This is a genomic window from Bradyrhizobium sp. BR 1432 (assembly GCF_051547705.1).
GTDB lineage: Bacteria > Pseudomonadota > Alphaproteobacteria > Rhizobiales > Xanthobacteraceae > Bradyrhizobium > Bradyrhizobium zhanjiangense.
Map to the genome: position 1 here is coordinate 1 of NZ_JBPUGF010000005.1, position 25,480 is coordinate 25,480.

Annotated in this window: 27 protein-coding genes and 5 pseudogenes; 16 read left to right on the forward strand and 16 right to left on the reverse strand. The window is 58.2% G+C overall.

From position 1 onward, the window contains the following. The 10 genes and pseudogenes from ACSKB8_RS44680 to ACSKB8_RS44725 all read right to left on the reverse strand — a co-directional run. A partial coding sequence (locus ACSKB8_RS44680) for a flavin reductase family protein (RefSeq protein ID WP_438111809.1) occupies positions 1–415 on the reverse strand: 415 nt, incomplete at its 3' end. Further along, a pseudogene (locus ACSKB8_RS44685) lies at positions 384–1,263 on the reverse strand (ATP-binding cassette domain-containing protein); the annotation flags it as partial. The gene ACSKB8_RS44680 and the pseudogene ACSKB8_RS44685, both read right to left, overlap by 32 nt. Positions 1,264–1,306: 43 nt before the next feature. After that, a pseudogene (locus ACSKB8_RS44690) lies at positions 1,307–2,116 on the reverse strand (ABC transporter permease subunit). 25 nt (positions 2,117–2,141) lie between these two features. Beyond that, positions 2,142–3,280: pseudogene (gene ssuD / locus ACSKB8_RS44695) on the reverse strand (FMNH2-dependent alkanesulfonate monooxygenase); the annotation flags it as partial. An 8-nt stretch (positions 3,281–3,288) separates the two neighbouring features. After that, positions 3,289–4,242 (reverse strand): sulfonate ABC transporter substrate-binding protein, encoded by a 954-nt coding sequence (locus ACSKB8_RS44700; RefSeq protein ID WP_438111810.1) that lies wholly within the window; start codon positions 4,240–4,242, stop codon positions 3,289–3,291. Between the two features lie 38 nt (positions 4,243–4,280). After that, positions 4,281–5,231 (reverse strand): sulfonate ABC transporter substrate-binding protein, encoded by a 951-nt coding sequence (locus ACSKB8_RS44705; protein WP_438111811.1) that lies wholly within the window; start codon positions 5,229–5,231, stop codon positions 4,281–4,283. A 785-nt stretch (positions 5,232–6,016) separates the two neighbouring features. Then, the gene (locus ACSKB8_RS44710; RefSeq protein WP_438111812.1) at positions 6,017–6,463 is read right to left on the reverse strand and encodes a hypothetical protein; all 447 of its coding nucleotides are present in this window, start codon (positions 6,461–6,463) and stop codon (positions 6,017–6,019) included. A 120-nt stretch (positions 6,464–6,583) separates the two neighbouring features. Next, positions 6,584–6,868 carry a hypothetical protein gene (locus ACSKB8_RS44715; RefSeq protein ID WP_438111813.1) on the reverse strand — a complete coding sequence of 95 codons (285 nt, stop codon included), beginning with the start codon at positions 6,866–6,868 and terminating at the stop codon, positions 6,584–6,586. A gap of 35 nt (positions 6,869–6,903) precedes the next feature. Beyond that, positions 6,904–7,245, reverse strand: coding sequence for a hypothetical protein (locus ACSKB8_RS44720; RefSeq protein WP_438111892.1), 342 nt, complete (start codon positions 7,243–7,245; stop codon positions 6,904–6,906). Between the two features lie 386 nt (positions 7,246–7,631). Further along, positions 7,632–7,902: pseudogene (locus ACSKB8_RS44725) on the reverse strand (ferredoxin--NADP reductase); the annotation flags it as partial. Between the two features lie 1,354 nt (positions 7,903–9,256). Between ACSKB8_RS44725 and ACSKB8_RS44730 the strand changes: the two are divergent. From ACSKB8_RS44730 to ACSKB8_RS44760, 7 genes are all read left to right on the forward strand, one after another. Continuing rightward, a complete protein-coding gene (locus ACSKB8_RS44730; protein ID WP_438111877.1) occupies positions 9,257–9,580 on the forward strand; it encodes a diguanylate cyclase domain-containing protein in 324 nt (107 codons plus the stop codon). Between the two features lie 65 nt (positions 9,581–9,645). Continuing rightward, on the forward strand, positions 9,646–9,711 hold the full coding sequence (locus tag ACSKB8_RS44735) for a hypothetical protein (protein ID WP_438111878.1): 66 nt from the start codon (positions 9,646–9,648) through the stop codon (positions 9,709–9,711). A 100-nt stretch (positions 9,712–9,811) separates the two neighbouring features. Further along, positions 9,812–9,964 (forward strand): diguanylate cyclase domain-containing protein, encoded by a 153-nt coding sequence (locus ACSKB8_RS44740; RefSeq protein WP_438111879.1) that lies wholly within the window; start codon positions 9,812–9,814, stop codon positions 9,962–9,964. Between the two features lie 41 nt (positions 9,965–10,005). Next, the gene (locus tag ACSKB8_RS44745) at positions 10,006–10,131 is read left to right on the forward strand and encodes an EAL domain-containing protein (RefSeq protein ID WP_438111880.1); all 126 of its coding nucleotides are present in this window, start codon (positions 10,006–10,008) and stop codon (positions 10,129–10,131) included. Between the two features lie 226 nt (positions 10,132–10,357). After that, complete coding sequence (locus tag ACSKB8_RS44750; RefSeq protein ID WP_438111814.1) at positions 10,358–10,543, forward strand: EAL domain-containing protein; 186 nt, start codon at positions 10,358–10,360, stop codon at positions 10,541–10,543. Further along, a complete protein-coding gene (locus ACSKB8_RS44755; protein WP_438111815.1) occupies positions 10,524–10,754 on the forward strand; it encodes an EAL domain-containing protein in 231 nt (76 codons plus the stop codon). The genes ACSKB8_RS44750 and ACSKB8_RS44755 overlap by 20 nt, the downstream gene beginning before the upstream one ends. Positions 10,755–11,483: 729 nt before the next feature. Beyond that, positions 11,484–12,425, forward strand: coding sequence for a DMT family transporter (locus ACSKB8_RS44760; RefSeq protein ID WP_438111816.1), 942 nt, complete (start codon positions 11,484–11,486; stop codon positions 12,423–12,425). Between the two features lie 60 nt (positions 12,426–12,485). On the opposite strand, the gene ACSKB8_RS44765 is transcribed toward ACSKB8_RS44760, so the two are convergent. Together ACSKB8_RS44765 and ACSKB8_RS44770 are read right to left on the reverse strand one after the other, a co-directional pair. Further along, positions 12,486–12,839 carry an EAL domain-containing protein gene (locus ACSKB8_RS44765; protein WP_438111817.1) on the reverse strand — a complete coding sequence of 118 codons (354 nt, stop codon included), beginning with the start codon at positions 12,837–12,839 and terminating at the stop codon, positions 12,486–12,488. Next, on the reverse strand, positions 12,727–15,117 hold the full coding sequence (locus tag ACSKB8_RS44770) for a bifunctional diguanylate cyclase/phosphodiesterase (protein ID WP_438111818.1): 2,391 nt from the start codon (positions 15,115–15,117) through the stop codon (positions 12,727–12,729). The genes ACSKB8_RS44765 and ACSKB8_RS44770 overlap by 113 nt, the downstream gene beginning before the upstream one ends. A gap of 589 nt (positions 15,118–15,706) precedes the next feature. On the opposite strand from ACSKB8_RS44770, the gene ACSKB8_RS44775 reads away from it, so the two are divergent. From ACSKB8_RS44775 to ACSKB8_RS44790, 4 genes are all read left to right on the forward strand, one after another. After that, positions 15,707–16,210 (forward strand): hypothetical protein, encoded by a 504-nt coding sequence (locus ACSKB8_RS44775; protein WP_438111819.1) that lies wholly within the window; start codon positions 15,707–15,709, stop codon positions 16,208–16,210. Between the two features lie 153 nt (positions 16,211–16,363). After that, positions 16,364–16,735, forward strand: a complete 372-nt coding sequence (locus tag ACSKB8_RS44780) for a transposase (protein WP_438111820.1) — start codon at positions 16,364–16,366, stop codon at positions 16,733–16,735. A 697-nt stretch (positions 16,736–17,432) separates the two neighbouring features. After that, positions 17,433–17,909 (forward strand): Lrp/AsnC family transcriptional regulator, encoded by a 477-nt coding sequence (locus ACSKB8_RS44785; RefSeq protein WP_438111881.1) that lies wholly within the window; start codon positions 17,433–17,435, stop codon positions 17,907–17,909. Between the two features lie 420 nt (positions 17,910–18,329). Beyond that, positions 18,330–18,509, forward strand: a complete 180-nt coding sequence (locus ACSKB8_RS44790; RefSeq protein ID WP_438111821.1) for a hypothetical protein — start codon at positions 18,330–18,332, stop codon at positions 18,507–18,509. Between the two features lie 90 nt (positions 18,510–18,599). Here ACSKB8_RS44790 and ACSKB8_RS44795 read toward each other — a convergent pair whose 3' ends face one another. The 4 genes and pseudogenes from ACSKB8_RS44795 to ACSKB8_RS44810 all read right to left on the reverse strand — a co-directional run bounded on the left by ACSKB8_RS44795 (position 18,600) and on the right by ACSKB8_RS44810 (position 22,131). Further along, entirely contained in the window at positions 18,600–19,220 is a 621-nt protein-coding gene (locus tag ACSKB8_RS44795) for a LabA-like NYN domain-containing protein (RefSeq protein WP_438111822.1), read from the reverse strand. A gap of 565 nt (positions 19,221–19,785) precedes the next feature. Then, entirely contained in the window at positions 19,786–19,968 is a 183-nt protein-coding gene (locus tag ACSKB8_RS44800; RefSeq protein ID WP_438111823.1) for a hypothetical protein, read from the reverse strand. Positions 19,969–20,173: 205 nt separating this feature from the next. Then, positions 20,174–20,965 (reverse strand): annotated as a pseudogene (gene pabB, locus ACSKB8_RS44805) (aminodeoxychorismate synthase component I); the annotation flags it as partial. A gap of 416 nt (positions 20,966–21,381) precedes the next feature. Next, positions 21,382–22,131, reverse strand: a complete 750-nt coding sequence (locus ACSKB8_RS44810) for a Crp/Fnr family transcriptional regulator (protein WP_438111824.1) — start codon at positions 22,129–22,131, stop codon at positions 21,382–21,384. Between the two features lie 767 nt (positions 22,132–22,898). Here ACSKB8_RS44810 and ACSKB8_RS44815 point away from each other — a divergent pair. The 5 genes from ACSKB8_RS44815 (at position 22,899) to ACSKB8_RS44835 (ending at position 25,411) form a co-directional block, all read left to right on the forward strand. Next, positions 22,899–23,102, forward strand: a complete 204-nt coding sequence (locus tag ACSKB8_RS44815) for a LuxR C-terminal-related transcriptional regulator (protein ID WP_438111825.1) — start codon at positions 22,899–22,901, stop codon at positions 23,100–23,102. A gap of 589 nt (positions 23,103–23,691) precedes the next feature. Beyond that, entirely contained in the window at positions 23,692–23,829 is a 138-nt protein-coding gene (locus ACSKB8_RS44820; RefSeq protein WP_438111826.1) for a hypothetical protein, read from the forward strand. A 248-nt stretch (positions 23,830–24,077) separates the two neighbouring features. Beyond that, positions 24,078–24,359 carry a hypothetical protein gene (locus ACSKB8_RS44825; protein ID WP_438111827.1) on the forward strand — a complete coding sequence of 94 codons (282 nt, stop codon included), beginning with the start codon at positions 24,078–24,080 and terminating at the stop codon, positions 24,357–24,359. A gap of 47 nt (positions 24,360–24,406) precedes the next feature. Further along, positions 24,407–24,865: a hypothetical protein gene (locus ACSKB8_RS44830; protein ID WP_438111828.1), complete on the forward strand. Its 459-nt coding sequence runs from the start codon at positions 24,407–24,409 to the stop codon at positions 24,863–24,865. 387 nt (positions 24,866–25,252) lie between these two features. Next, positions 25,253–25,411 (forward strand): hypothetical protein, encoded by a 159-nt coding sequence (locus ACSKB8_RS44835; RefSeq protein WP_438111829.1) that lies wholly within the window; start codon positions 25,253–25,255, stop codon positions 25,409–25,411. The last annotated feature ends 69 nt before the right edge of the window (positions 25,412–25,480 follow it).

The following is a 25,480-nucleotide window of genomic DNA, read 5'->3' on the forward strand; positions in this document are numbered from 1 at the left end:
GCGAGTGACGCTCGATGATCTCTTCCACCTCGCAATCGAGTGCAGCCGACGCGCCCGCCAGCAGCGGGACGCCGGAGACCGCCGTCACCCAGTCGCTGCCCGCAAAGCGATCGACGCCCTTCAGGCCGCCCTTGCCAGCAAAGCGCTCGGCGATATCGAGATGATCGGCATTGAGGAGATTCACGCCGAAGGCGCCGAGGCGCTTGATGAGCGGAAACGAGGACGCGTGCCGGTTGATGCTGACAATCAGCGCCGGCGGATCGACTGAGAGCGACGTCACCGTCATGCCGGTGATGTCCCTGCCCTGCCCGGCTGTGATAACGCTGACGCCGCCGGTCAGGTGCCTCATGGCGGCGCGAAAGTCAGCAGACGAGACGTTTTTGTCAGTCAAAATATGACGGGAGATGACATTCATGGCGGATCGCTGACCATAGCCCCTGAATCGAGGCTCGCTCGTCACCCGAGAGAAGAAGGCGTAGAATTGAGCCTTCGAGATTGGCAAGGTCCGGCGAACCGCGCTCGCGCGGCCGTGGCACGTTGACGGTCACGTCCTGTGCGATACAACCGTCCTCGATCACCAGCACCCGGTCGGCCAAGGCGACGGCTTCGGCGACGTCGTGGGTCACCAGGATCGCGGTAAAGCCCTGGTCGCGCCAAACGCGCTCTAAGAGACGTTGCATCGAGATTTGGGTCAAAGCGTCCAGCGCGCCGAGCGGCTCGTCGAAGTGCGAGCACGCGCGGGCGGGAGACCAGCGCGCGGCCGAGCGCGACGCGCTGCTTCTGGCCGCCCGACAGCACCGAGGGCCATTGGTCGCGCTTGTCAGCCAGCCCGACCTCGCCCAGGGCTTTCTCGGCGCGCGCATGCGCATCGCCGGAGACGCGATCGCGACGAAGGCCGACCTCGACATCGGCGAGCACCCGCGCCCAGGGCAGCAGCCGCGGCTCCTGGAACATGACGCGGATGTCCTCGGGCTGGATATCCTGGCCGAAGCCGACGCCGCCGGCGTCGATCTTCTCCAGGCCGGCGATGAGGCGCAGCAGCGTGCTCTTGCCGCAACCGCTCTTGCCGACGATGGCGACGAACTGGCGGGCGGGGATGTGCAAATCGATGCCGCGCAGCACCTCGTCATCACCGAAGGATTTGCGCAAAGCCGACGGGATGCTGAGCGGCAAGCCGGCGGCAGTCGTCGGGCGCTCCTCGCGCACCACACGGGCGTGCGGCGCGAAATTGGCGCGGCTGGCGAGCTCGGTTTCCGGAAGGGAAGGTGCGCCGCGCTGCTCCGCATGGGATTTCGAGCATTTCCGCTCAACGTTTCTGGAAGGCGGGTGTGCCAGGCGAGCGTCGCCCTGCTCCAGCACGCGGGAGGCGCTGTCGGCGAGCTTGCCGAGCAGGGCGTAGATCAGGATCGAGAGCACGACGACGTCGATCAGCATGAACTCGCGCGCCTGCATCGCCATGTAGCCGAGGCCCGACGAGGCCGCGATGGTCTCGGCGACGATCAGCGTCAGCCACATGATTCCGAGCGCGAAGCGGATGCCGACGAAGATCGAGGGCAGCGCGCCCGGGAAGATCACCCGGCGAAACAATTCGCCATCGGTCATGCCGTAGATGCGGCCATCTCGATCAGCTGCGGATCGACGGTGCGGATGCCGTGCAGCGTGTTGAGATAGATCGGGAAGAACACGCCCAGCGCCACCAGGAACAGCTTTGCGCTCTCGTCGATGCCGAACCAGAGGATGACGAGCGGGATCAGCGCCAGATGCGGCACGTTGCGTACCATTTGGAGCGTGGTGTCGGTGAGCTTTGCCGAGAGCTGCGACAGGCCGTTGGCGAGCCCGAAACGCGAAACCGATGCTGCCGCCGATCAGGAAGCCGATCGAGGCGCGCCAGAACGACACCCAGATGTTGCGGACGAGCTCGCCGGAGAGCAGCAGTTTCCAGCCTGCGAGCACGACGTCGCTCGGCGCCGGCAGCACCCGGGTCGGCACGAAGCCGGTGACGCTCGCGACCTGCCAGATCGCGATGATGGCGAGCGGCACGATCCACTGGATCAGGCCGTTCGACGCGCGGCAAACGAATGCCGCGCGGGAGCGAAATGCTGTCGATCAGGCTCATGACTGCGACACCCGGTACTGCGGACGAGGAAATCGCGGCCGACCGTTTCGCCGAAAGGACCGCCGTTGAAGTGCAGCTTGGTCACGTTTGAGGGTTGCTCCAGCGCGAGCAGCGGGAACACCAGCTCGGCGAGGCGATAGGCCTCCTCCAGATGCGGATAGCCCGACATGATGAAGGTATCGATGCCGAGATCCTGATACTCCCTGATGCGCGCCGCCACGGTCTGGGCGTCGCCGACCAGCGCGGTGCCGGTGCCGCCGCGCACGAGGCCGACACCGGCCCACAGGTTCGGCGCGATCTCGAGCTGGTCGCGCGTGCCGCCATGGAGCTGCGCCATGCGCTGCTGACCGACGAAGTCCATGCGGGCAAAATTCTTCTGCGCCAGCGCGATGGTGTCGTCGCTGACATGCTTGATCAGCTCGCTCGCGGCGCGCCAGGCCGCTTCATTGGTCTCGCGGACGATCACGTGAAGGCGGATGCCGAAGGAAAGTTTTCGCCCGCGCGCGGCGGCGACATCCCTCACTTTCGCGATCTTCTCGGCCACCAGCGCCGGCGGCTCACCCCAGGTGAGGTATTTGTCGACGGTGTCGACGGCGACGTCGATGCCGGCATCCGAGGAGCCGCCGAAATAGAGCGGTGGGCGCGGCGACTGCACGGGAGGAAACAGCAGCTTGCCGCCTTCGACGTGGATGTGTTTGCCGTCGACCTTGACCGTCTTGCCGGCGAGCAGGTCGCTATAGACGCTGAGGAACTCGCGGGTGACCTCGTAGCGCTCGTCATGGCCGAGGAAGATGCCGTCGCCCTTGTTCTCGTCGGGATCACCGCCGGTGACGACATTGACGAGAAGCCGGCCATTCGAGATGCGATCGAGCGTCGCCGTCATGCGCGCCGCCACGCTCGGCGATTGCAGGCCGGGGCGGACAGCGACGAGGTAGCGCAGCCGCTCGGTGAACGGCGCGACGCTGGAGGCAACGATCCAGGAATCCTCGCAAGATCGCCCGGTCGGCAGCAGCACGCCGAAATAGCCGAGCTGATCGGCGGCCTGTGCGATCTGGCGCAGATAGTTGAAATTGACCTCGCGGCCGCCGATGCCGGTGCCGAGATACGGCCGTCGCCGTGGGTCGGCAGGAACCAGAGGATGTTGGCGTTCGCTTGCTTGCTCATCGTGCTGCTCATGCTCCTGGTTTGCGCGCCACGTCGGAAATCTTGATTGCCTTCGGGATCAGCCCCAGCGCGAAGAACGCGTCGGCGACCTGCTGCTGGTCGGCGATGACGGCATCCGTGATCGGCTTGATGCCGTAGGCCTGCCGCTTTAGCGCCACCTCGACCACGGGGACCGAGAGGCCGATCGATGGCGCCAGCTGCTCGGCCACCGCATGGATGTCGCCCTTGGCCCAATCGTCGACAGTGCTGAGCTCGGCGAGCACGGCGTCGACGATCTTCGGATCGGCTTCGAGAAATTTCCTGGAGGAGAAATAGAACTGGTAGTTGGCGACGATGCCGGTGCCGTCGGCGAGCGTGCGCGCGCCCGTGGCCGCCTCCGCCGCGGCCTGGAACGGATCCCAGATCACCCAGGCATCGACCGCGCCGCGCTCGAAGGCGGCCCGCGCGTCGGCCGGCGCCAGGAACACCGGCTCGATCTCGGAATATTTCACGCCCGCCTTCTCCAGCGCCTTGACCAGGAGGTAGTGGACGTTGGAGCCCTTGTTGAGCGCGACCTTCTTGCCCTTGAGGTCGGTGACCGATTTCAGCGTGCTGTCCTTCGGCACCAGGATCGCCTCGCCCTTCGGCGCCGGCGGCTCATAGGCGACATACTGGATCGGCGCGCCGGCGGCTTGCGCAAAGATCGGCGGGGCTTCGCCGGTGTTGCCGAAATCGATGGCGCCGACATTGAGCGCTTCGAGCAGCGGCGGACCCGACGGGAATTCGGTCCACACCACCTTGTAGCCGTCGGCGGCGAGCTTCGGCTCCAGCGTGCCCTTGCTCTTGAGCAGCACCAGCTTGCCGTATTTCTGGTAGCCGATGCGGACCACCTTATCCTGTCCGTAGGAGGTGCCGACCGCGGCGGCGACGATGCCGATCGACAGCACGATGGCTGCGATCAGACGCTGAATGATACGCCTCATGTTCAAACCCTTTTGGATAGGAAGGCTGGTCGGCACGATCAGGCTGCCGGGTTGCGCCAGACGATGTCGCGGATGACGATCGGCTTCGGGATCAGGCCGAGCTTGTAGAAGCGGTCGGCAACGCCCTGCTGGGTCGCGACGATGTCGTCGGTGACGGGGCCGACCACGAAGTTCGCGCGATTAGCCGCGACGGTCTGAATGTCCAGCGGGACGCCGGTGATCGCGGCGAGCGATTTGGCGACCTCATCGCGGTGCTGTTCGGCCCATTTACCCGCCGCGGTCGTCACATCGACGATCTGTTGCAGGACCGCCCCGTGGTTCTTCGCGAATTCGCGATTGGCGATGTAGAAGGAGTTGGTCCTGGTGACGTCGCGCGAATTGATCAGGATGCGGCCGCCCTGCTTGGTCTCGCCGATCGCAAAGTAAGGATCCCAGATCGCCCAGGCCTCGATGCTGCCATTGGCAAAGGCGGGGCCCGCATCCGGCGGCGTCAGATAGACCGGCGTGATGTCGGCATAGGTGAGGCCTGCCTTCTCCAGGGTCTGCACCACGATGTTGTGCGCGCTGGAGCCCTTGGTGAAGCCGATACGCTTGCCCTTGAGATCAACGATGGAGCGGATCGGCGAATCCCTCGGCACCAGGATGCCCTGGCCGTTGGTGATGGGTTGGCCCGCAGCATAGACGATCGCGGCGCCCGCAGCCTGGGCGAACACCGGCGGGGAATCGCCGACCGCGCCGAAATCGACGCTGCCGACATTCATCGCCTCCATCATCGGAGGCCCCGAGGAGAACTCGACCCATTTCACCTCGATGCCTCGTGGAGCGAAATGTTCTTCCAATGCCGCTTGCTGACGTGTGATGACCAGCACGCCGGTCTTCTGGTAGCCGATACGAATTTCCTTCAGTTCGGCTAGCGCAATGGCGGGTGACGCAATTGAAACGGCCGCTGTTGCTGCAACAGAGAACTTAATAAACTCACGACGCCTCATCACCAACACCGCATGCTCAGGGCTGCAAGGTCATTGCGATGCAGTAATGATGGTGTGACTTCTGCGAAGTGTCGAGTATCCAGGAAAAATAACAACGCACCTGCTGTCGCACAGGTCAATCGCACGCCATTTGTGTTCGTTGGTGAGATAGCCGGGAGGCGAATTCTTGCCACTTGCCAGAGGCGAATAAGATGGCTGAACGGATCTCAATGTCATCTTCTGACAAGATCGAACCAAAGTTGAAGTTCGAGAATGAATTCGTGTTTTCAGCACGATGTATCGCGCGCGGCCCGATTTGGCTTTATCTCGAACAGCCTGATGCTGCTTGTAGAGCGTCAGCTCTCGGTTTGGCCAGCGGTTGCCTGATGGGATGTCAGCCTGTTGCGGGCGCCGCCACTAATACCGATCACTATCTGCGCGCGCTAGTCAAGAACGTCAAATCGCCCGTTTTACCACCTCAGACGCTGAAATCTCGGAAAGCCGGAAAGCCAAAAGGATCCGCGACTTCCTGCACGAGCACAAGCTGCTCACGGCACGCCTCGAGGCTGCGTCCTATTATGATCGCGGACCTCTGACCATTGCGCAGACGAAGATTGCGACCGGCGATCTTCCTGAGCTATCCAAGATCAAGATGGTGGACTGACGGCGCGAATTGGAAGGACGGCCACGAGTCTTTTGAGTTGGAGCCGAGGTGACTCTGGATCGGCGCTTTCCCTTCCCGGACGTCTTCCAAGGCCCGCACCCCCGTGGCCAAACTCTCGAAGTTGATGAAGCGCTCCGAAGGCTCATTCCAGACAGAAGGCTCGCAGCCTTGGAGTTGCTTGAGCCGCCTTGGTCTGGCTGTGCCAGACCTCGGCCACCTCGCCGTCGACCTGGCGCGGTATCCCCGCTATTAAGGTCATCTCTGAAACCGCCGAGTCGAGTTTTGTTGGCGTGCAAGCATGCTCTTGATCAACGCATCCGTTGAGCAGCAAGTACGAGCTGCGTCCGCCCGCTCTGGCGACCTGATCACACCAATTTTGAGTTTGAGCAGATGCATCACCCCACGTTCCTTTAAGATGGTCATAAGCCGTCTGCTCCTGACCTATGCAGCCGCCATAGAGGAGCTCGGAACGCGTCCCTGCTGCCCGAGCTACCTGATCGCACCATTGTTCAACGGGATAGTCTGGCAGTCCACCCGCTGTTGCCGACGGAAAAGGCAAGCCAAGCGACGTAAGGGCGACCCACATCATGACGGCCAAAAAACGACCGCTGTGAATTGAAACCTGCCAACCTGCGCACTGAGCGTGCAGTAACAGCTCCTCACTAGTCTCAATTAAAAAAAGAAGTTTTCTACTCGATCCGCCGCAGAGTTACTTCGTCATGCCTGCAGCGAGCGCTGCCTCCTCGGCAATTCCATCGATGTCTCGATTTGTATAGCCCTTTTCCAAGATCTTCTTCTTCGTCACGCTCGACAGCCGCGCCCAATCGGGGACATTTTTGTAGCCTTTAGCCACGAGCTTAATGACGACCTCCTTCATCGTTGGTGCCTCATTGTTGTCTGCCTCGGCTCGGAGGAATTCAAGCGCCGTCATCGCGGTAGCAGTTCCGGTCACAAACAGCAGCAGAGCGGCAACGGCACTAAGCTCAAGAAACATACGTCTCATAGAGTCCGAACCTTCCATTCACCTGTTCACAGCGGCGGCGGCAATTTGCTCTTTTCGAGCAGTTGGCGAACTGACCTAAACTCATTGAGTAAAGCCGCAATCCCAAAAGTCATCACAGCGAAACCCATTGCCAATGTGCCAAGTATTTCGTGGATTGCGCTCTTGGCTCCTGCAAAGACAAAGAATCCGCCGACTATTTCCAAAATTCCAAAAAGCACTCGAAAAGAAACCAAGATAACCTCCTCTAAAATCGGGAAGATTGTGTTGCAACCGTCGCGCGAGAGCAAGCCATTTGGCTGGCCCTTGCCGCTGCATTTTTCCGTATCTTTACGGGCAAGCCTGCAACCGCCCGCGTTACGGCGGTGCATCGTCCGAACAGCCGCCCCCGCCCTGTTTGATGCAAGCGCGATACAGCCATGGCGCGTAGCTTCGTCCCCTTGGAGTATTTCGGCTTTCCAAGGAGGGGACAATTCCTCGTGACGCCGAGGGGGCAGTTTTCCATGGCGCGCGACAATTCTGGAATGGGTGGTGTTAATCCAGCCGCAACCACCGGATGGAACAAGCAGTCGAAAAACCCATAACAGGCACTGTGATTCCGCAGGGCTCTGTTCGCCGATTTGACCCGGGCAGGTGTGGCGCCGCGCGATTTGGGCCGATTCGCGGCGGGGCACGCGTGCACACGCTGGATGAATTGCGTGACTGTCCGACGGAGAACGTAGCATCTCTTGCGACGCCTGTCGGCGGACCAATTTCCTAGCTTCCCGGTCGCCTTGCCGCTCACGGTGATCTTGTCACCCTCCTTCAAATGCTGCAGACGCGAGGTTAAGGGATCATTCGACTTACTGGTCGAGAAGAATTCCAGCCGGTCCTCGTAATGGGCGCTGGCGAGGCCGTAGGCACACGGCGGCGGCTTTTCGTCGAACTGAGCCGATCATAGTGAATTCGCCGATGCGGAAGCGGAACGATCGATTCCGCGTGGTGGTGAAGCTGAAGAGATTGTCGGTCCAGTGATGGACGCTGAGCACGCTTTCCTGCTGAAATTGCTCATCTCACCGCCCCCGGGAAGGATCCGGGCACCGGTTTTCCCGAAAAGATCATGGTCAAGGCGAAACTAACGAGCGCGGTCGCTTTAAGTGAACGCAAATGCGAGCAGGCTCGAGCAGAGCACCACCAGACTGACCGCGGTCAGTGTCAGGAAGCTGTCGGAGACAAGGTCACGATTGCGCATAAAACACCCACGATTGCTCCGTAGGAGCGAGGGCAGCAGTCCCGCATTGGCTCGACGAGAAAAGAGCCGGCCATCGCCTCAAGCGCCTTGCCCGCCAGCGCTCGTACTTAGGTCTCGGGAATGGGACACCGGTTAGAGGACTGTGGAGATCATCCTGTCCATACATCACCTCTATTGGCCTTGGCGACATTAGACCTACCCTTGCGTTCGCATCGTGCGTTTCTTGCGGCGAACCCGCAGCATAACTTCGTTCTATCGGGATATCGCGCGGGAAAGCGGCGAGATATCGGGCGGCATCGATAGAGAAAGTCGTCGGCGCATGCGGACGTCCGCGCACCTCATCTTTCGTAGAGCACGGTCGATCTCATGCCGCCCACCGTCTAATTCAGGGTAGCGCACAAGCTGCCATCATGGCTGGTGAGCTGAATTCGGCGATCGATTAAAAGCATAGGTCAGTACGCAACGTACAGAACCGTACCCCCGCGTTTGCGGTGATAGAGGACTCTGGGGTCGGCCCAGCTCTCTGCGCCGCCTTCGCCACCGCTAAATAATGAGTTCGGCCGCCCCATGCCGCGCCGGACGTGTCGAACTTCAAGAATTTATCTTTTCTCAAATGTTTGCCGCGACCTTCCAGCACTGGCGGCAACGTTAGAGCCAGTCCTGCGGGGGTCCCAGATGAGGACATATCTGAGCTCGTATCTCGCAAGCTACTCGCGGGGATCTGGCGGCTTTCGGCGGCCCTGCGACCGATGAAGCGGTCGCAGGGCACATTCGCGCGGAGCAGATCTCCCTCGTGCTTGGTTATTCCCTGGCATAATGTTGGCCAACGCCAGCAATGCGACGGTGCTTGCGATTGCTCTCTGGCACTCGCCCAGCAGAAACTATGCCCTGATCTGGGCAGCTGCCGTGGTCTGCGGCGCGTTATCGATAGGCTTGAAGGCGCGTTTATCACGACGAGTTACGAAGCCGCAGTTCGTCTCCCGACAGTCCATGCATCGGCTGGTGCGAAATGCACTCGTTCTTGGAACCGCCTGGGCGGTCGTTCCGGTGGCTTTCTTCGCCGACGCCTCGAATGGGTGGCCAACTTGTGATCACATGTCTTTGCTCCGGGACGCTCGCGGTGCAGAGCATTGGCCTTCGCTACGATTCCGGTGGCTGGCGGTCGGATTCACGGCTCCGATTTTCGTGGGTACGGCAATCTGCCTCGCCAGAAACGGCGATTTCGTCTATCTGCTCGTCGCTATCCTCGTTGTGGCCTATGGCTCCGTGCTTCTGCGGGGCGTTTTCGCCCATTCTTTCGAATTCACGAAACGCACCATTGCTCAATTGGAGGCCGAAGGAGGGTCAGGCGGGACCCGCTCACCCAGTTGCCGAACCGTTTCGCCTTCAACGAAAGCCTCGAAGCTGCCCTCAACCGTTTGGCTCGTTCGGGCGAGGAATGCGCGGTTTTTCTCCTTGATCTCGATTCGTTTTAAGGAAGTGAACGACAAATCTGGGCCACCCCGCAGGAGATGAGTTTCTCATTCAGGCCGCGGCGAGACTGCAGCGATGCGCGCGTGAGACCGATACCGTCGCGCGGATCGGCGGTGACGGGTTCCCGCGCTGATCGTGACCAATCTGGCTGTAGACGTAGAAGATTGCGTTAGAAATCGCGCGAGCGCTTCGTCGGCGCTTTCGCCGAGCCATTCCTGATCGAAAGATGCGAGATCGCGGGCGCGACGAGCGTCGGAATCGTGTTGGCGCCGCGCGACGGCAATACGCCTGACGAGCTCCTGAAACATGCTGACCTGGCGCTCTATCGCGCAAAAAAGCGGGGCCCGGAACGGTTCGCTTCTTCGAGGTCAGCGACGACAAATTAGCGCGCGATCGCAGGGCGCTGGGACGGGATCTGGAGGAGGCGATCGCGAGGGACGAGCTTTTTCTCGTCTACGAACCGTTCTTTGATATTCGCGAGAACCGAGTAACCGGCTTTGAAGCCTTGCTGCGCTGGCAACGCCCAGTCCGGGGAGTCATGTTCGCCGGCTGAGTTCGTTCCAATTGCTGAGGAAACCGGATTGATCCACCCGATCGGTGAGTGGGTCGTCCAACGCGCCTGCTCGACGCCGTCCAATCTGGCCCTCTGATCTCGCGGGTCGCCGTGAATTTTTCTGCAGCTCAATTCCATAACACCAGCATACTCCAAACAATCGTGCAGGCCCTGGCGCAGGCCAAAGTTGTCCGGAGCCTGTCTCGAAATCGAAATAACGGAGTCGATGCTGATTTCAAAGTACGGGCCGGCATCATCGATCCTGAATTCACTCCTGCAACTGGGGGTGACGGTGGCGCTTGACGATTTCGGAACGGGATTTTCGTCGCTGACCTATTTGCTAAAATTGCCTTACACCCGCATCAAAATCGATCAGTCCTTTATACGCGAACATGCTGACACGGCCGGATAGCGCGGCGATCGTAAGATCAATCATCACGCTGGCGCAGGATTTGCACATTGGCGTGGTTGCGGAAGGCGTCGAGACCACCGAGCAGCTCGGGCGTTTGCGCCAAACCAGCTGCGATGAAGTCCAAGGATATCTCATCGGTCGGCCGGTATCAGCCGACCGCATCTTCGCCCTGCTCGATCAAAATAAGCAATGGTCAACGCCTGCCGCTTGAAACGCCTTGCGACCAACCATCATGCCGCGCGACGCCAGCGTGCGGCGCTGGCCTTGCTAACGGAATCATCCCAAGATGGCTCGGTTGCCTCGACATCGAGGATGATCGCGGCCTTCAGGTCAATGAGCGAGTTGTTGGCGTAGGCGAAGGCATGTCGTTAGTGAGTGCCGGCCCATTGCCCGGCCGGATCCGACTTGGAGATGACCTTCGGTACCGTTTCGCTCGCCGCGCCTCAATTTTCGTATCGGCGCTGTGAGCCCCGCCATCGGGGCAGCGAGCCGACTGCTTCAAATGAGCTTCGAGATCTGGATCGTTGATATCGATTACCCACCACGTTCCGTCCAAGCATAAGCGTGAAGCGGCGGGACTTTTACATGCATTGCCCGAACGCGCGTCGTTCGACTCAACTTTCACGATTTCCGCTCCCACCGAATTCAGATCTCAGTGTCGGAACCTATCCCGAAGGGCTCCAGATTTCCTTCGAACAAAATGAACACTTTTAGACATCTCCTCGGCAATTACCGGACAGGCAGCCGGCAAGGGAATATTTGGCTCGGCCGTTTCGCACACAGACGCCACCATGTATCGCGAAAATTAACCAAGAATTGTTTCTATTACCCGTAACACTTCCCTAAGACTTAAGGTCAGCGAGACTAAATTTTGCTCGCGGCTCGCAAGCGATAGTGGCGGGGCAAACGCTGAGGCAATCTTCAAATTTCATGGAAACGCATGACGAGCAATCTCACGACCACCGCCGGCCATCCGCAGGATCCATTGGTCATTCCCGGCTTACGGAAGAATGACGTTGTTCCAGGAATATATTGCATGATCGTCGCGAGCGTGATGTTCGCATTGTCGAGCGCACTATCGAAATGGCAGGTCGCTCTTTATCCCGTTGGCGAGGTTATGTTCTTTCGCTCCGCTTCGGCGTTTGCCCTCTGCGCCGCATTGATCCTTCCGGCAACCGGCATGTCAGTCTTTAAAACTCGGCGGCCCTACGCCCACCTTGCGCGCGGGCTGTCGCAGTCGATCTCGCAGACGTTCACTGTTATCGCCGTTAGTCTGATGCCCCTTGCAGGAGCGATCGCAATCAATTTTTCTGCGTCGTTGTGGGCGGCGTTGCTGTCTTTTATGTGGCTTAAGGAGCGGGCCGGGATCGCGCGCTGGAGCGCGCTGGTGATGGGGTTCGTCGGTGTTCTCGTTGTGGTAAACCCCGGCGCAGATACGTTGCAGATTGGCGCATTATTTGCGCTCGCAAACGCGGTTATGTACGGCAGCGTCACTGTTGCGGTTCGCGGAATGACCGCAACTGAGTTTGCAAAAACGCTGTTGATGTGGCAGATGGTTACGGTAACCTTCTTTCACTCCTTCTTACTGCTGTTCGGATTCCGGATGCCGTCGCCGGCTGACGCAATCATGTTGATCTTGAGCGGTGTTACAAACGCCGCGGCACAATATTTTTGGACGCAAGCGCTCCACCTCAGCGCCCGCCGCCGCCGTCTCGCCGTTCTATTACCTGACGCTCGTCTGGGCACTTGCGATCGGATTTTTCGTTTGGGGCGACGTACCGACGCTTTGGCTTCTGATTGGGTCCGGTGTTGTTGTTGCATCGGGCCTGTTCCTGCTCGTGCACGAGGCTCGGCGACCGACCAAGAAGCCGATCTCCGGTGAACAAACTGGAGAATTCAGCCTTCAGAAAGTCGCGTAGCTAAACGCGCGAATTCCCATATTCTAGAAATTTTCGCCCGGCGACCATTTGGCAATCATTTCAGGAACTTTTGCTATTGGAACAGGCGGACTGAACAGATAGCCTTGCCCTTCGTCACAATCGAGCGCCGTCAGAAATTCGTACTGTCCGGCGGTTTCGATGCCTTCTGCCAAAGTTGTCATTCCCAGAGCGCGAGCAATACTAACAACGGCTTGCACAATCACAACGTGCTCGGTGCCTTCAGCAAGGTCAGAAACAAACGACCTATCTATCTTGATTTTGTCGAATGGGAAGCTGCGGAGATAACTGAGAGAGGAATATCCGGTACCGAAGTCGTCCAGGGAAATACGTACGCCGAGTTGCTTCAACTGACTCAAGGTACCTGAAGGTGGATTCATTCTTGGTCATGAATACTCCTTCAGTAATTTCAAGCTCAAGGCGATGCGGCTGAAGCCCAGATTCCGCCAGGGCGCGCCCCACTACCTCGGAGAGATTGGAAGCTGAAAACTGAATCGGAGAAAGATTGACCGCTATATTAAGATTGTTCGGCCAATGGACGGCGCAGCGGCACGCCTCTTTCAGCACCCATTCGCCAAGCGGTTGAATCAGGCCGGTATCCTCCGCTATCGGGATGAATGTTGTCGGCGGTACCATGCCATTGACCGGATGGCGCCATCGCACCAGAGCTTCGAACCCGGTGATGATGTTGCGCCGCAAATTGAGGATGGGCTGATAATATAGTTCCATCTCATTTTGTTCGATTGCCTCGCGCAGATCGATCTCAAGCTGCCGTCGCTCCCTAAGCTCCCTGTTCATTGCAGCATGATAGAATCTATAGCTGCCCCGACCTTGGGCTTTGACCGCGTATAGCGCCAGATCGGCGGCAATCAAAAGGTCGTCGCAATTTACTCCATCGCACGGTCCAACAGCGATACCGATACTGATTCCAGAACGGATGCGGTGGCCGCCAATCTCAAAGGGCTTCCGAGCTGCCTCGATCATATTTCTCGCTAGGGACTCAAGCGCTGGTCGAGACTCGATCGTTGGCACGACAACTGCGAATTCATCGCCACCGAGGCGTGCCAGCACTTGGTTTGCACTGAGCGTACTCTTTAAGCGCTGGGACATCTCCTGCAGGAGCAAGTCACCGGTCTGATGGCCGAGCGTATCGTTGATACTTTTAAAACGATCAAGATCAAGAAATAGGACGGCGAATTGCTCCGCTGGCTGCCCGTTGTCTACTGCCGGTGGTTGCCGGCGGCTCATCTGGTCGAGCATGGAGCGGAATATCCGCCGGTTTGGGAGACCAGTGAGTGAATCCTCGGAACTAAGGCGGACTGCATCTGCTTCAGCGCGCGATCTTTTCGTGACGTCGGTGAAGGTTTGGACGAACCCACCATCGGGGAGACTTTCCCTGCGGATCTCGACGATTGATCCATCCGGCATCGTTCGTTCGCTAACGCCGAGTTCTCCTGCGACAAGATCTGCCAAGATCCGAACAGAGGCCTCGGTCAATTTGCCTGTAGGTGTCTCGTATTCGCAGAGTTGATCGACTCTTGGTGGGTTCTGTATGAACTCCACGGGCAAATCGAGCAATTCGCCGCAGCGACGATTGATAATAGGAATCTGCTGATCATAGGTAACCAGCATAATTCCTTGGTTCATATACTCGAGCGTAAGGTCAAGCTGATTTGCTTTTTGTCTTGCCTTCGCGTCTATCCGTAGAAGCTGCTCAAGAGCAATGAGAACCAGCAAAGTAAGTACGATGCCCACCAACAAATTCAACTTGAGCGCGTTCCGAGAACTTTCCAAGATCTGGCTTTTGTTCAAGCTAACGCTGACCCACAACGGATAGCCCTTGACGTTGCGGACAGTAATCAAACGCGTCTCGTTGTTGGCAGGATCGACGCTCTCAAATGTCGTTTCGACCCCGGCTCGCATTTGGTCGAGCAGTTCTGTTCCGCTAAGATCGTCTCCAAGTGCGTAACCGACCGCGCTTCCGCCACTCGAACGAACCACGCCATCACTTCCGATCAGGGCGATCGCCGCCGCCGATCCAAAATTGATATTGTTGTAAAATTTCGTCAAATGGTCCGGATTGAGCGAGGCGACTACGACGCCGCCGAACGTCTGGTCACTGTTCAAGAAGCGCCGTGTGAATTGCACGGACCATTTTCCGCTGGCACGGCCAACCACCGGTTTGCTGATAAAGAGCTGATCCGCGATGTTGTTCAGATGAAACTTAAAGTGCTCCCGATCGCTCAGATCCAGGGCAGGCGCGGGTTGAGGGCCGCTGTTCGACGCGCGCATAATGCCCTTGTCATCAATAATGGCGACTTGGACGATGATATCGCTGAGCACGTTGGTCGTGTTGGCAATGGCGCTAAAACTAACCGAACTTTTCCGGGTCTCAATGCTCCGTCGCAAGTATAAGAGCGCCTTATCGATTTCTCCGATTGATCGAAGAACATTCTCTTCGAATACCAGCGCAAAGTTATGAGCGTCCCGATGCGCCTCTCTTTCGTCCCCCCGAACATCGCCGAAGTATTTTACCGCAACTCCTGCCCACATCATGGTGATGATCACCAGGCCGAAAATTGCCGAGCTTCGACGCTCAGCAATCAGCTTTGGCAGCTCTAGGATTTGTAAATTCATGCCGAGAACAGGCCCCCTATCGGCAGGGCTTACTCGTCGGATATTTAGGGCGACTTAACTTCATTGATCGGCCACCGGATCGTGGGAGGTTAACCTTAATAGATGGGTCACCACTCTTGCGAGTTGACGTTGAGAAAAATAACCGATTATTAACCCGCGATAAAAAGATCTTCTTTCGGAGTTCATATGTCGGGTTGCGATACGGTTGTTTCGAAAGAAGACGCATCAACCAACACTGAAATAACGGCTTGTCCGCAACGCCTTGGCAACAAAGCTGTTGACGGAGGATTTGAAGGATCACTCGAAATAGCGATGCCTGTCACTGCTCGAGCCAAGGACATCGCGCCAGAAAAGGTTCTGCAAGCCTTTAATACGTGGGCCTTTAAGCGTGAGCAGCCTGATAACTCTGTTGCAATGTTGCAGAGCATTTCCAAATCCATGACGGCCAGAAATCCCGTTCAGTTGTGTGCTCTATTGGGGCAAAGGTCCGCGGTCCAGCATCGACAAGCCGGATTTCGAATGTCTGAACTATTTGGCCGCCCTCACAGGCCGAATCAGGTAAAACATACGCGCCGGGGCGGCCCTAACGTTGATTTTCACCGATACCCATGCGGAATTGAACGGACATTCATCACAGAACATACGCCAATATTTTGATGAGGTTGCGGATGGCGCCTGCGAACGCGGTTTTGAGAGCTGTTGGTTGGGCGACCTCACAAAGGCTGCGGAAACGGATAACACAAGTCCTTTGATTGATGAGACCGTACCGGAGCCGACGTTCCAGCGGCTGCTTGCTAGCGCGATGAAATGGTATCGTGGGAATGGAAGTTGTGAAGAGGGTGCATTAGAATATTACCGGATGAACATGGTCGAAAAACGCGCGGTCGAACATGCATTTCCTGAACTCAATTTTCATCACCTTCAATGGGAGCGAATTTCGAGGACTTTTCCCAAAAACCTTCCGAATCTTCTACATGTATTCGCTTCGCAAAGGGATCAGCATCAAACCCTGGTTCCTCTTCCCGGAGACGGCCGCCTGCGAACAGGTAGCAAGTTAGGCTCGCGTATTGGAAATGCCGCGCTAGTCGGTTGAAATGTCTTCCGAGGACGGCCGCCTTGCGGATATTGCCCGGGTCTAGCTGACAGTCCTTATAGATATCCTTACTGACGGTCCTCCTGCCACTCGGCTTGAAGTTGTTGATAGCGGGCGGCGTCAACAGTGACGGCCTGGCGTGAAGTTCTTTGCATGAAAATTGGCCCTTCCCAAGCCGAGACGCCTGGACGGCGTTCCTGCGCAAGGTCGCCCGCCGCGCTGCTCGGCGTCAAGCTGGTCGTATCCGACGCGCACGAGGGCATCAAGGCCGCCGTCAGCAAAGGTGCTCAACGCCACCTGGCAGCGCTGCCGCGTGTGCACTTCATGCCCAACGCACTTGCGCATACCGGCAAGAGCGGACGGTGTGTCTCCTGCCTTCATCACCAGGGCCTTTGCCCAGGACATGTCGAGGCCGCACGAGCGCATTGGCGGAAGGTCGCCCACCAGCTCTACCCCAGGTTGCCCAAGCTTGCTGGCTTCTTCGATGAAGCCGAGACTGAGGCTCTCTCCTATACTCCTATATGACGTTCCCGCCCCAGCACCGAACCAAGCCGCACTCGACCAGCCCGATCGAGGCCCTCAATGGCAAGATCAAAGTCCGGCTTATCGGTGCAATCCTGATCGAGCAGAATGATGAATGAGCTGTCCAGCGCGCCCGTTACATGACGCTGCGCCATTGAGCGATGATCCAACCTTCAGCCTTCCGGCGATCGCCAGCTGAACTGCCCGGCCCCCGGTGCGCTACAACGCCGGCACCCAAGTCAGATGCGCCGCGAAACTCGTCGCCGTAACGAAGCTGCGCGTCGGACGCACGCTAGGAAGAACGGCCCTCACCGGCATAGGCGCAGCGTTCCTCACCGGACCCAGAGCGCTCGCGGCGCAGCGTTTCTCGACTACCGCTTCGGGGAAACGAGACGGACGACATGGTCGCTGCCCTGTCGTGCTTTGGGGTTACTGCTCGATCGTGCTCCAGCAGCAGTATGGCGATAATCGCCCAAACCCGGTCGCTGCCATGCTGCCCGCCAGGAGCGTGTTTTTCTTTGTGATGGTTTTGGCGAATCGCGCAGTCGGAGTATCCCAAAAGGGCTTTCTTGATTTACGGATTTGTCGCTGCTCTGAATGGTGGCAAAAGGTATTTCGTTGCATTTTCCTGTCATTCGGAGGATTTTCCGCATCGTACGGCATTTGGCGGCGAGATTCACCTCAGCCGGTGGAGCCGATTATGCGATACGATCGAATAGACGCCCGCATCCTTGAGATCGTGCAAAAGAACAACCGTCTAACTTCCGAGGTGCTTGGCGAAATGGCCGGGCTTTCTGCTACGGCGTGTCAACGACGACTGAAGAGGCTCCGCTCGGAGGGCATCATCGAAGCCGACGTCTCAATCGTCTCGCCGAAGGCGGTTGGAAGACCTATTCAAATGCTTGTTCTGGTCACCTTGGAGCGGGAGCGTTCAGATATAATAGATAGGTTCAAGAAGGCCATCAAATCGTCAGCTGAAGTCGTCAATGGATTTTATGTGACTGGCGACGCTGACTTTGTCCTATACGTCACCGCGAATAGCATGGAAGACTATGAGCAGTTCACTCGGCTCTTCTTCTATGCGAACCCGGACATTAAGGGCTTCAAGACGATGGTCATAGTGGACCGCGTAAAGGCGGGCTTTGCCATTCCAATTGAGGCGCCGTCCGAGGATTGACGCGACTGTTGGCCCTCGAACCTTCAAGAGTTCCGACTAGAAATTAAAAGCCCGGCCCCCATGGAGACAAGGGCGGGGCCGCTCCCCTGTCCCACGAGGGTGGAGCCTCGCGGCCGAGAACAGTGGCGCCCCTCGCGCAGACACACTGGCAAATTTGCGGCGGCAAATTTGCTGCCTTTGCTCGTTGCTCCGACGGAGACGACGTGTAACGAACGAACAATCTCACTGCCCCCTCACGGCTTCAGTTTGGAGCACTTCCCGAGCGACCTAGCAGCCACTCGATGTGAGTAGGTCAGGCCTCCTTAAGGGGTTGCTATTCCGCGGCTGTCCTTTTAGATCAGCGCGAAGCGCTCGCCGCCGCGGACGATTTGCCCCTCGTTGGCGCTAGCTAGGCTTCACCTAAAGCAAACAAGGACAGACATGGCGAAGGCGAAGAAGAGTGTTCGGCGCGAATATTCCAAGGACGACGTGAAGGCGCTGAAGGCGCACTCCAAGGCCAGGACGCCCATCGCCAAGATCTCGAAGCAGATGAAGCGGTCTATCCCTGCGCTGCGGGCCAAGGCGCACCAGCTTGGCATCGGGCTCGGCCACCAGCGCTGAGCGGCGGCGACGGGACTGGCTGAAGATCAGCGTGAAGCGCTCGCTACCCACGCACTGGGGCGACTGCGTACGATGTATTTTGAATAGCGTTTAATCGCTCGAAACCGAGTCCCTGGAACCATTGTCGCGCAGCGGGACTTGCCGGGCATTGAGACGCGGCTCGCGATCGCGCGGTGTCGATCGTTCCAACGGATCGCGGCCGACCTTCGACTGCAGCTCCGCCAAATCGGTAAAGACGTCAGCCTGACGTCGCAACTCGTCCGCGATCATCGGCTGTTGACTTGAAAGGGTCGAGACCACGGTCACCCGCACGCCGCGGCGCTGCACCGCTTCCACCAGCGAGCGGAAGTCGCCGTCGCCGGAGAACAGCACCATTTGGTCGATGTGCTCGGCAAGCTCCATGGCATCGACCGCGAGTTCGATATCCATGTTGCCCTTGACCTTGCGACGGCCCGAGGCGTCGATGAACTCTTTCGTTGCCTTGGTGACCACGGTGTAGCCATTGTAGTCTAGCCAGTCGATCAGGGGACGGATCGAGGAATACTCCTGATCTTCGATGATGGCGGTGTAATAAAAGGCGCGCACCAGATTGCCGCGGCTCTGAAATTCCTTGAGCAGGCGCTTGTAGTCGATGTCGAAGCTGAGTGTCTTGGCGGTTGCATGGAGATTGGCGCCGTCGATGAATAGCGCGACCTTGTTCGGGGAGGACATTCGAGCACGGGCCTCAAAATTGGATCTAGGCAATGGACTGATTACGACGCAGCGGCCACTGCTGCCGGCCCGAACCCGATTCGCCCGCCACGACAGCGCTCGATCAAAGCCTCCAGCAACTCGCGGCGATCGGTTTCGGTCATCCTGCAGTCTGCCATGCAGCAATCATCAGAGACGCAAGAATAAGCAACAGAATAACGTAGAGCAGAAGTTGAGAGATCAAGTCACCATCACGTTCGAACATTATATCTCCCATCCGCGTTACCCTGTTCGGGCTGGGCCAGCACGCTGACTTTGCCAGCGCTTTGGGCGCCTGAGCTCGGACCAACACTGTACGCAACGAACGCACAATCTCCTTTCTCACCCGGGTGTGTCGTCTCGGCTTCACATTGGAGCGTTTCGTTCAACCGATTAATGCAACGAGTCGCAAATTCACGCCAAAATCCTGCATTTGGCTGGCTTCTCCAGTGTATTTCAGCATCTCCAGCCAAAGACGATGACGGCGGCGGGGCCATGCCTAGGTTCGCTGTGGGTATTGTCCCTACTCGCTAGCGCGAAGCGCTGGCTACAATTCGAAGGCGTCGACCTCCTCGTCCGGAAACTTCTCGGCCTTCAGGTCCAACCTGTACCGTGCCTCTTCCAGCTCCCCGGTAATGAGGACGTAGTCTTCGAACCTGCTCGACAAGTTGATGTGCTTCTCGATCAGCTGCCGCAGCGCCTGCCTGAACTGATATTTGCTGACGGTCATTCGTCTCCTCCATGCCACCCAACGCCGGATCTGGTCCTTTTATCAGCGCTAAGCGCTCGCCGGCCACGCCCTGTTTTGGCTCAGCCACCAGCGGTGAGCCAGCGCGGGCCGCAATGCCTGCATTGCGGCTGACGCACCGCTCCTGAAGCTCTTTGATTTTCAAACACGGCATGCGTACGACGAGCTAAAGTAGCCGAGATTAAAATCAAACTGCGCTGGATGGCTCAGCTCGAAATATCTCAAAGATTCGCTGCGCCTTGGCGAGTGTTTCCTCGTATTCGGCCTCTGGATCCGACATCGCCGTTATGCCGCTACCCGCATGAAACACGGCCTGATCGCCGTCGATCGTAACCGTGCGGATCGCAATGTTCGTGTCCATCTGCCCGTTGAAGCCGATGAAACCGATCGCCCCGCAATAGACCTCTCGCGCCACGCGCTCGATTTCCGTAATGATTTCCATCGATCGTACCTTTGGCGCCCCGGTAATGGAGCCGCCGGGAAAGCAAGCTCGAAGAAGAGTGACGGCGTCCTGGTCTCTTGCCAGTTCACCGGTAACGATCGACACGAGGTGGTGCACTGAGGCGTAAGATTCGAGATTGCACAGCGCTGGAACCTCCACCGAAGGCGGCGTACAAACGCGTGAAAGATCGTTACGCAGGAGGTCGACGATCATCGTGTTCTCGGGACGGTCCTTTTCGGACGAAACGAGCATTTCAGCGCGGCGCTGGTCTTCCTTGGCATCAGCGGAGCGCGCAATTGTCCCTTTGATGGGGCGCGTTTCGACCTGTCGTCCGTCAAGCTTTAGGAACCGTTCCGCCGAGCTCGACGCAATGGTGAGCTTGCCGTAGCGCAATAGAGCCGCGAAGGGGACCGGCTTCATTGAGCACAGCCGGCAGTAGAAGGTGAGAGGATCGAACAAGGTGGATAGCCTGGCGCTGAAGCGCTGCGCAATATTCGCTTGGAAGACGTCTCCAGCCAGGATGCGCCGAACGGATCGCAGGTCAGATAGGAGCGGCGTCCGAGCGACTCATGCCTTGCTGCGCTATCGAGAAACGTGAGGTGCGGTCGGTGCGCGAGGCTGTCGAACTCACGATAAACCACGAAATGCAGCAGCTCTCATTAGCTACTCGAGTGTGGCGTTTCAGTTTCAGATTTGAGCGTTTCGTACCAAGGCTCGCTTGTCGGCGAGACGTTTGTCCCTTTTGGTTGCAAACGCGAGAATGTTTAGTGGGTGTATGCGGCGCCTTGGTTCGGGCTCGCCGTGATCGCTCAAAATGTTCTTGGTTCTCCGGCGGATTCCCGTATTTCTGGCGCACGGATCTAAGCTTGTTGAATGCTGGAGATATTCTAAAGCGCACGAGATTTGCAGGATCCGCTGTCGACAATCGTCGCTTGATCGACGGAAAGCGCAAATCAGACTGCGGCGACCGTGTCAGTGGGGCGCCCTTTGCTGGACGTCATAGATCCAGGCAAAGCGTAAGCATCTGAGATGACATTGTAGCAGCTACATGCCCTTTGCTCGAGGCACTTGCGTTCATCGATCTGCAGGACGCCTCGCATCTTGCGTATCAACCCTAGCTCTTCGAAACGGGCCAACGTCTGCGTCACGCCGGCACGGCGCAATCCCAAGGCGGACGAAAGGTAGCCATGCGTAACCGGGAGCACATGAGCGTCAACAGCATCACTTGCTAAACAAAGCCAGCTGGCGAGCCGTCGTTCACGGTCGTGACGAACGCCACACAGTCCGGAGTAAGCGCAATGCAAAGTCACAGCTTGAACGTATCGAGAAAGATGTTTTCGAATCTCCGGGCGCTCGTCGATCAACCGACGCAAATCCTCGACGCGGATCCTGTGCGCACTTCCTGGAAAAATCACGACGGATTCATGTACCGAAAGATGTCCGCCCACCAGGAGCAAAGCGCCCACCGCCCCACGATGTCCTATCACCGCGGTTTCGAGCATGCTTTCCGTCCCGACTATCCTGAGCGAGACGAGGCCCGATTCTATAAAATAGACGTAATCGAGATGCCTTTTTGACTCTTGAAGAACCATACGTTCTCGCAGGGCGACAGGCTCTAGGAACCGTCCTATCGCCGCGAGATCCTGAATGGAAAGGCTCGCCAGAATCGCGTTTTTGCTTGCTGAACGCGGCTTAGGACGCATGGCCCGATTGATCCGGGGCGCCGAGAGGTCCTTTAGGAGGCTCCTGCGCGACGCAAGTGGTATCGGGGGCAAAATCAAAACGGATCATTCTTGCCCTTCATCACCTACGTCAAAATGCAGGGAGCAGTCCTGAGGCCGCTCGTTCAGTTGAGATTCGCACCATCGTGTCGAATTCGGGACGACAGCAAAGCGAGCTCGGCCCGCCTCCTGGTCGCGGTCCAGACGAAGACAGCTTTAAGACACCAGCGTGCGGCTCCTGAGGAGATGTTCGTTTCGCGAACGATTTCCTCCAGCGATTTACTGTTCACCAACAGCGCTGCAAGTTGCGCTTAAACAGGCGCCAACCGGATCACGGACTTCCTCGATGCAAAGTTCGGTCGGAGCGACCACAAGTGCCCGTCGGCAAGAGACGCGAGCCCGCCCCCTGCCGTGAGATAGGTCTACCGGATCTCAAAGCATATGTTCCCTGATTTACTTCTCTTCGGTTCCGAAAATCTGCGTGTGATTGGCAGAACGCGCAGCTTTTTGACACGATCGTCCTCCCTCTGGACGTCGCGAGCAGGCGCGAGAGGGCGTCCAAGCGGCAGTATTATTTGGCAGGCGTTAAACAGCGGCTTTAGCGGCGTCTGCACCAGATCTTCGGTGTTTCCGGCTTTTCGGCTATCGCGGTACGGAGTGTGCTTGCCTTACAGGAGGATGGTCAGTTTCGTTGAAGCTTGCTCCCGGCGACGATCGTCGCTCGGCACGATGGCCTGTCTGGGCGGTGCGTGACTTCATTGCATAAAGAGCGCGAGCACGTCGCGCGTGAAGCGCAACTACGCGTCGATAACCTCACGCCACGGGAACTCGACATCTTGCCGTTGGTGGCGGACGGATTGATCGCCAAGCAGATTACGGTCAGGTTGAATGTCAGCGAGGTTACGGTGAGGGTCACTCGTGCGCGGATGATGAGAAAGCTAGAGCTTCGTTGACCCGTAGAAGTCGCAAGGCTCGTTGACAGCATCAGAACCGATGTTCGGACGGCGCGCCCAAGCCTCGTCCAATCAAACGTCGCTCACTTTCGATCGAAAGCGGGAAATCGCGAGAGAAATTTCCCTTCCCGGCAAGAGCATGCGGCGACTGTCCACCTGAAGACGTAGCCTACTTCGGGTGCATGGTCGCTGCGTGCTCGAAGGGAGAGTCTACACATCAGATCGTCGAGTGCCTCAATCCATCCAGGAGTACCATACACGAGCTCGCAGACGCACTTCCGCACGCTATGACGATCAACGGTTCGTGTTCAGCTGCGCTCGCCACCAAAGACACGCGGCCATCCAAACGCAGCCGGCTGCGACCAGCAGTCCATGGGCAACGCGGAGCGGCTGCATGCCAAGAACTGCGGAATGTACAAGGACATTCCGACGGCGGAGGGAACACCACTTGCCTTCGGATAGCGACCGGAGCGCCAAAGCGCCGTTGCGGTCGCTATTGCGGACGCGGCAAGGAGCAGCAGGCCGGCAAGGAACATGAGAGGCCGGGGCCGGAGCGGATAGCCGAGACCGGGCCGAGCAAGGACGCAGAGTGCTGCTGCAGCGCTTCCTGCCCCAGCGCGTGAAGGCCATAGGCTTCGCCGCCGTAGAACGGCAGCGTAAAACCTGTGCCGATTACGCTCAGGACGACAGCGATACCGAGCAGGCGTTCAGCCTGCGTCCCGAGTAGAGAGCGTTGCAGCGCGAGCAGGCCCAGCGGCAAAATAGCGCCACAGCAAAACAACAGCGCCGATATTCCGCGGCCGGGCTACGCCAATGTGGCGGCCCACCGTATTTCCGCTCCGACACGATCGCGATGAACCACCACGGCACGGGCTGGATCTTCGGATCGGCCTTGCAGAGCTCGACCACAGCGGCTTGACTTCTGGTTGAGACTCCTGTGCAATGCAGCTTTTGAGGCGAGGAGCATATCTTCAAATGAGCCTTATCGAGCGGCGCGCAGAATCCAATCCGTCACTTCCTCAGCGCGATCTCATTTTCGACTTGGGACTACATCGCGGTTATGATGCGGAGTTCTATCTCTCCAAGGGCTTTCAGGTTGTCGGATTGGAGGCCGTTCCAGAAATTTGCGACAGTACGTGCAAGCGCCTGGCACCGTTTGGGACTAGATTTGTGCCCATCAACAAAGCCCTGTCGCACAGGGCTGGAGAGATGGCCACATCTACAGCGTTCCCGGAAAAGATGATTGGGGAAGTCTGATCAAGCTTGCCGCAGAAAAGGGGATATACGAGTCCGTCGAAATCATTGTGCCAACAACAGATCTTCATCAGCTTTTCGACCAGTATGGCGTCCCGTACTATGTCAAATGCGACCTTGAAGGAGCCGACGAACTCTTTCGCGATCAACTGGAAAGGGATAATCGCAGACCGACATTTGTCTCTCTCGAGGTAAATAGCGAAATCGATATCGAAGTGCTCGGAAAGGCCGGGTACGATCGTGCCCAAATCGTCAATCAATGGATGCATCCCTTTACGAAGGCTCCGCATCCTCCGACAGAGGGAAGCTACTTTGAACGCCAATTTACCGGAGAAATGAGCGGTCTGTTTGGGCTGGAGCTTCCACGTGAAAAATGGCGCTCGGTGTACGAGATCAGAGACGTGTATCTCCGATGGAGAGAGCTCAAGGCACGGGACGAGAATCTCGCGCCGGGGTGGGTCGATATTCATGTTTGCAAAGCCGACACTTTAAACAACGGCCGACGCTAGTTCGGCGCTCAACCGGTATCCTAGACCATGATGACGTTCTGGCCCCATTGGCCGCTATTGGCCTTCTGGAAGCGGTAGACAGAAGGCGTAGGACGCTCGACCCCGACCCCTGCCCCTCCATGTCGCCGTCACTGCCTGCGAGTTGTTCGGCGCCGTCGCCTCATTCGAGCGCATGCTCAAAACACTCACCGAGGAAGAGGATGCCAGGCCGGCGCGACCGGGTTCGACATCGTTGTCGACGACAAGCCGGGCGTCGATGCAAGATCTCCAAAGGCGTCCTACCGGTACTCGCGCCCCAACTCCCAAGGAAGCGCAGGCCATCGTCGGCCGCATCTTCCAAGTTCTCTAGTTGTTCGGGCGGCCGGATACCTGCGCACCGTCACCGCAATGAACCCCGTTAACCGCTGCCAGGTCGCGATCGTGCCGACCGAAGACATCGAGCGGTTCGAACGGGAATTCGTCTCCCTGATCACGCTTGCCGTCGGCAAGAAGGAGCTCGAGGCTGTCGGCGTAAGCCGGCCCTGGATCCGGAGCAGGTCAGGGTGACATGAGTAATTGCGCCGGGTGTAGCGCGACGATCGGGGAGAGAGCATTCTCACTCTGATTGCCGCGCCG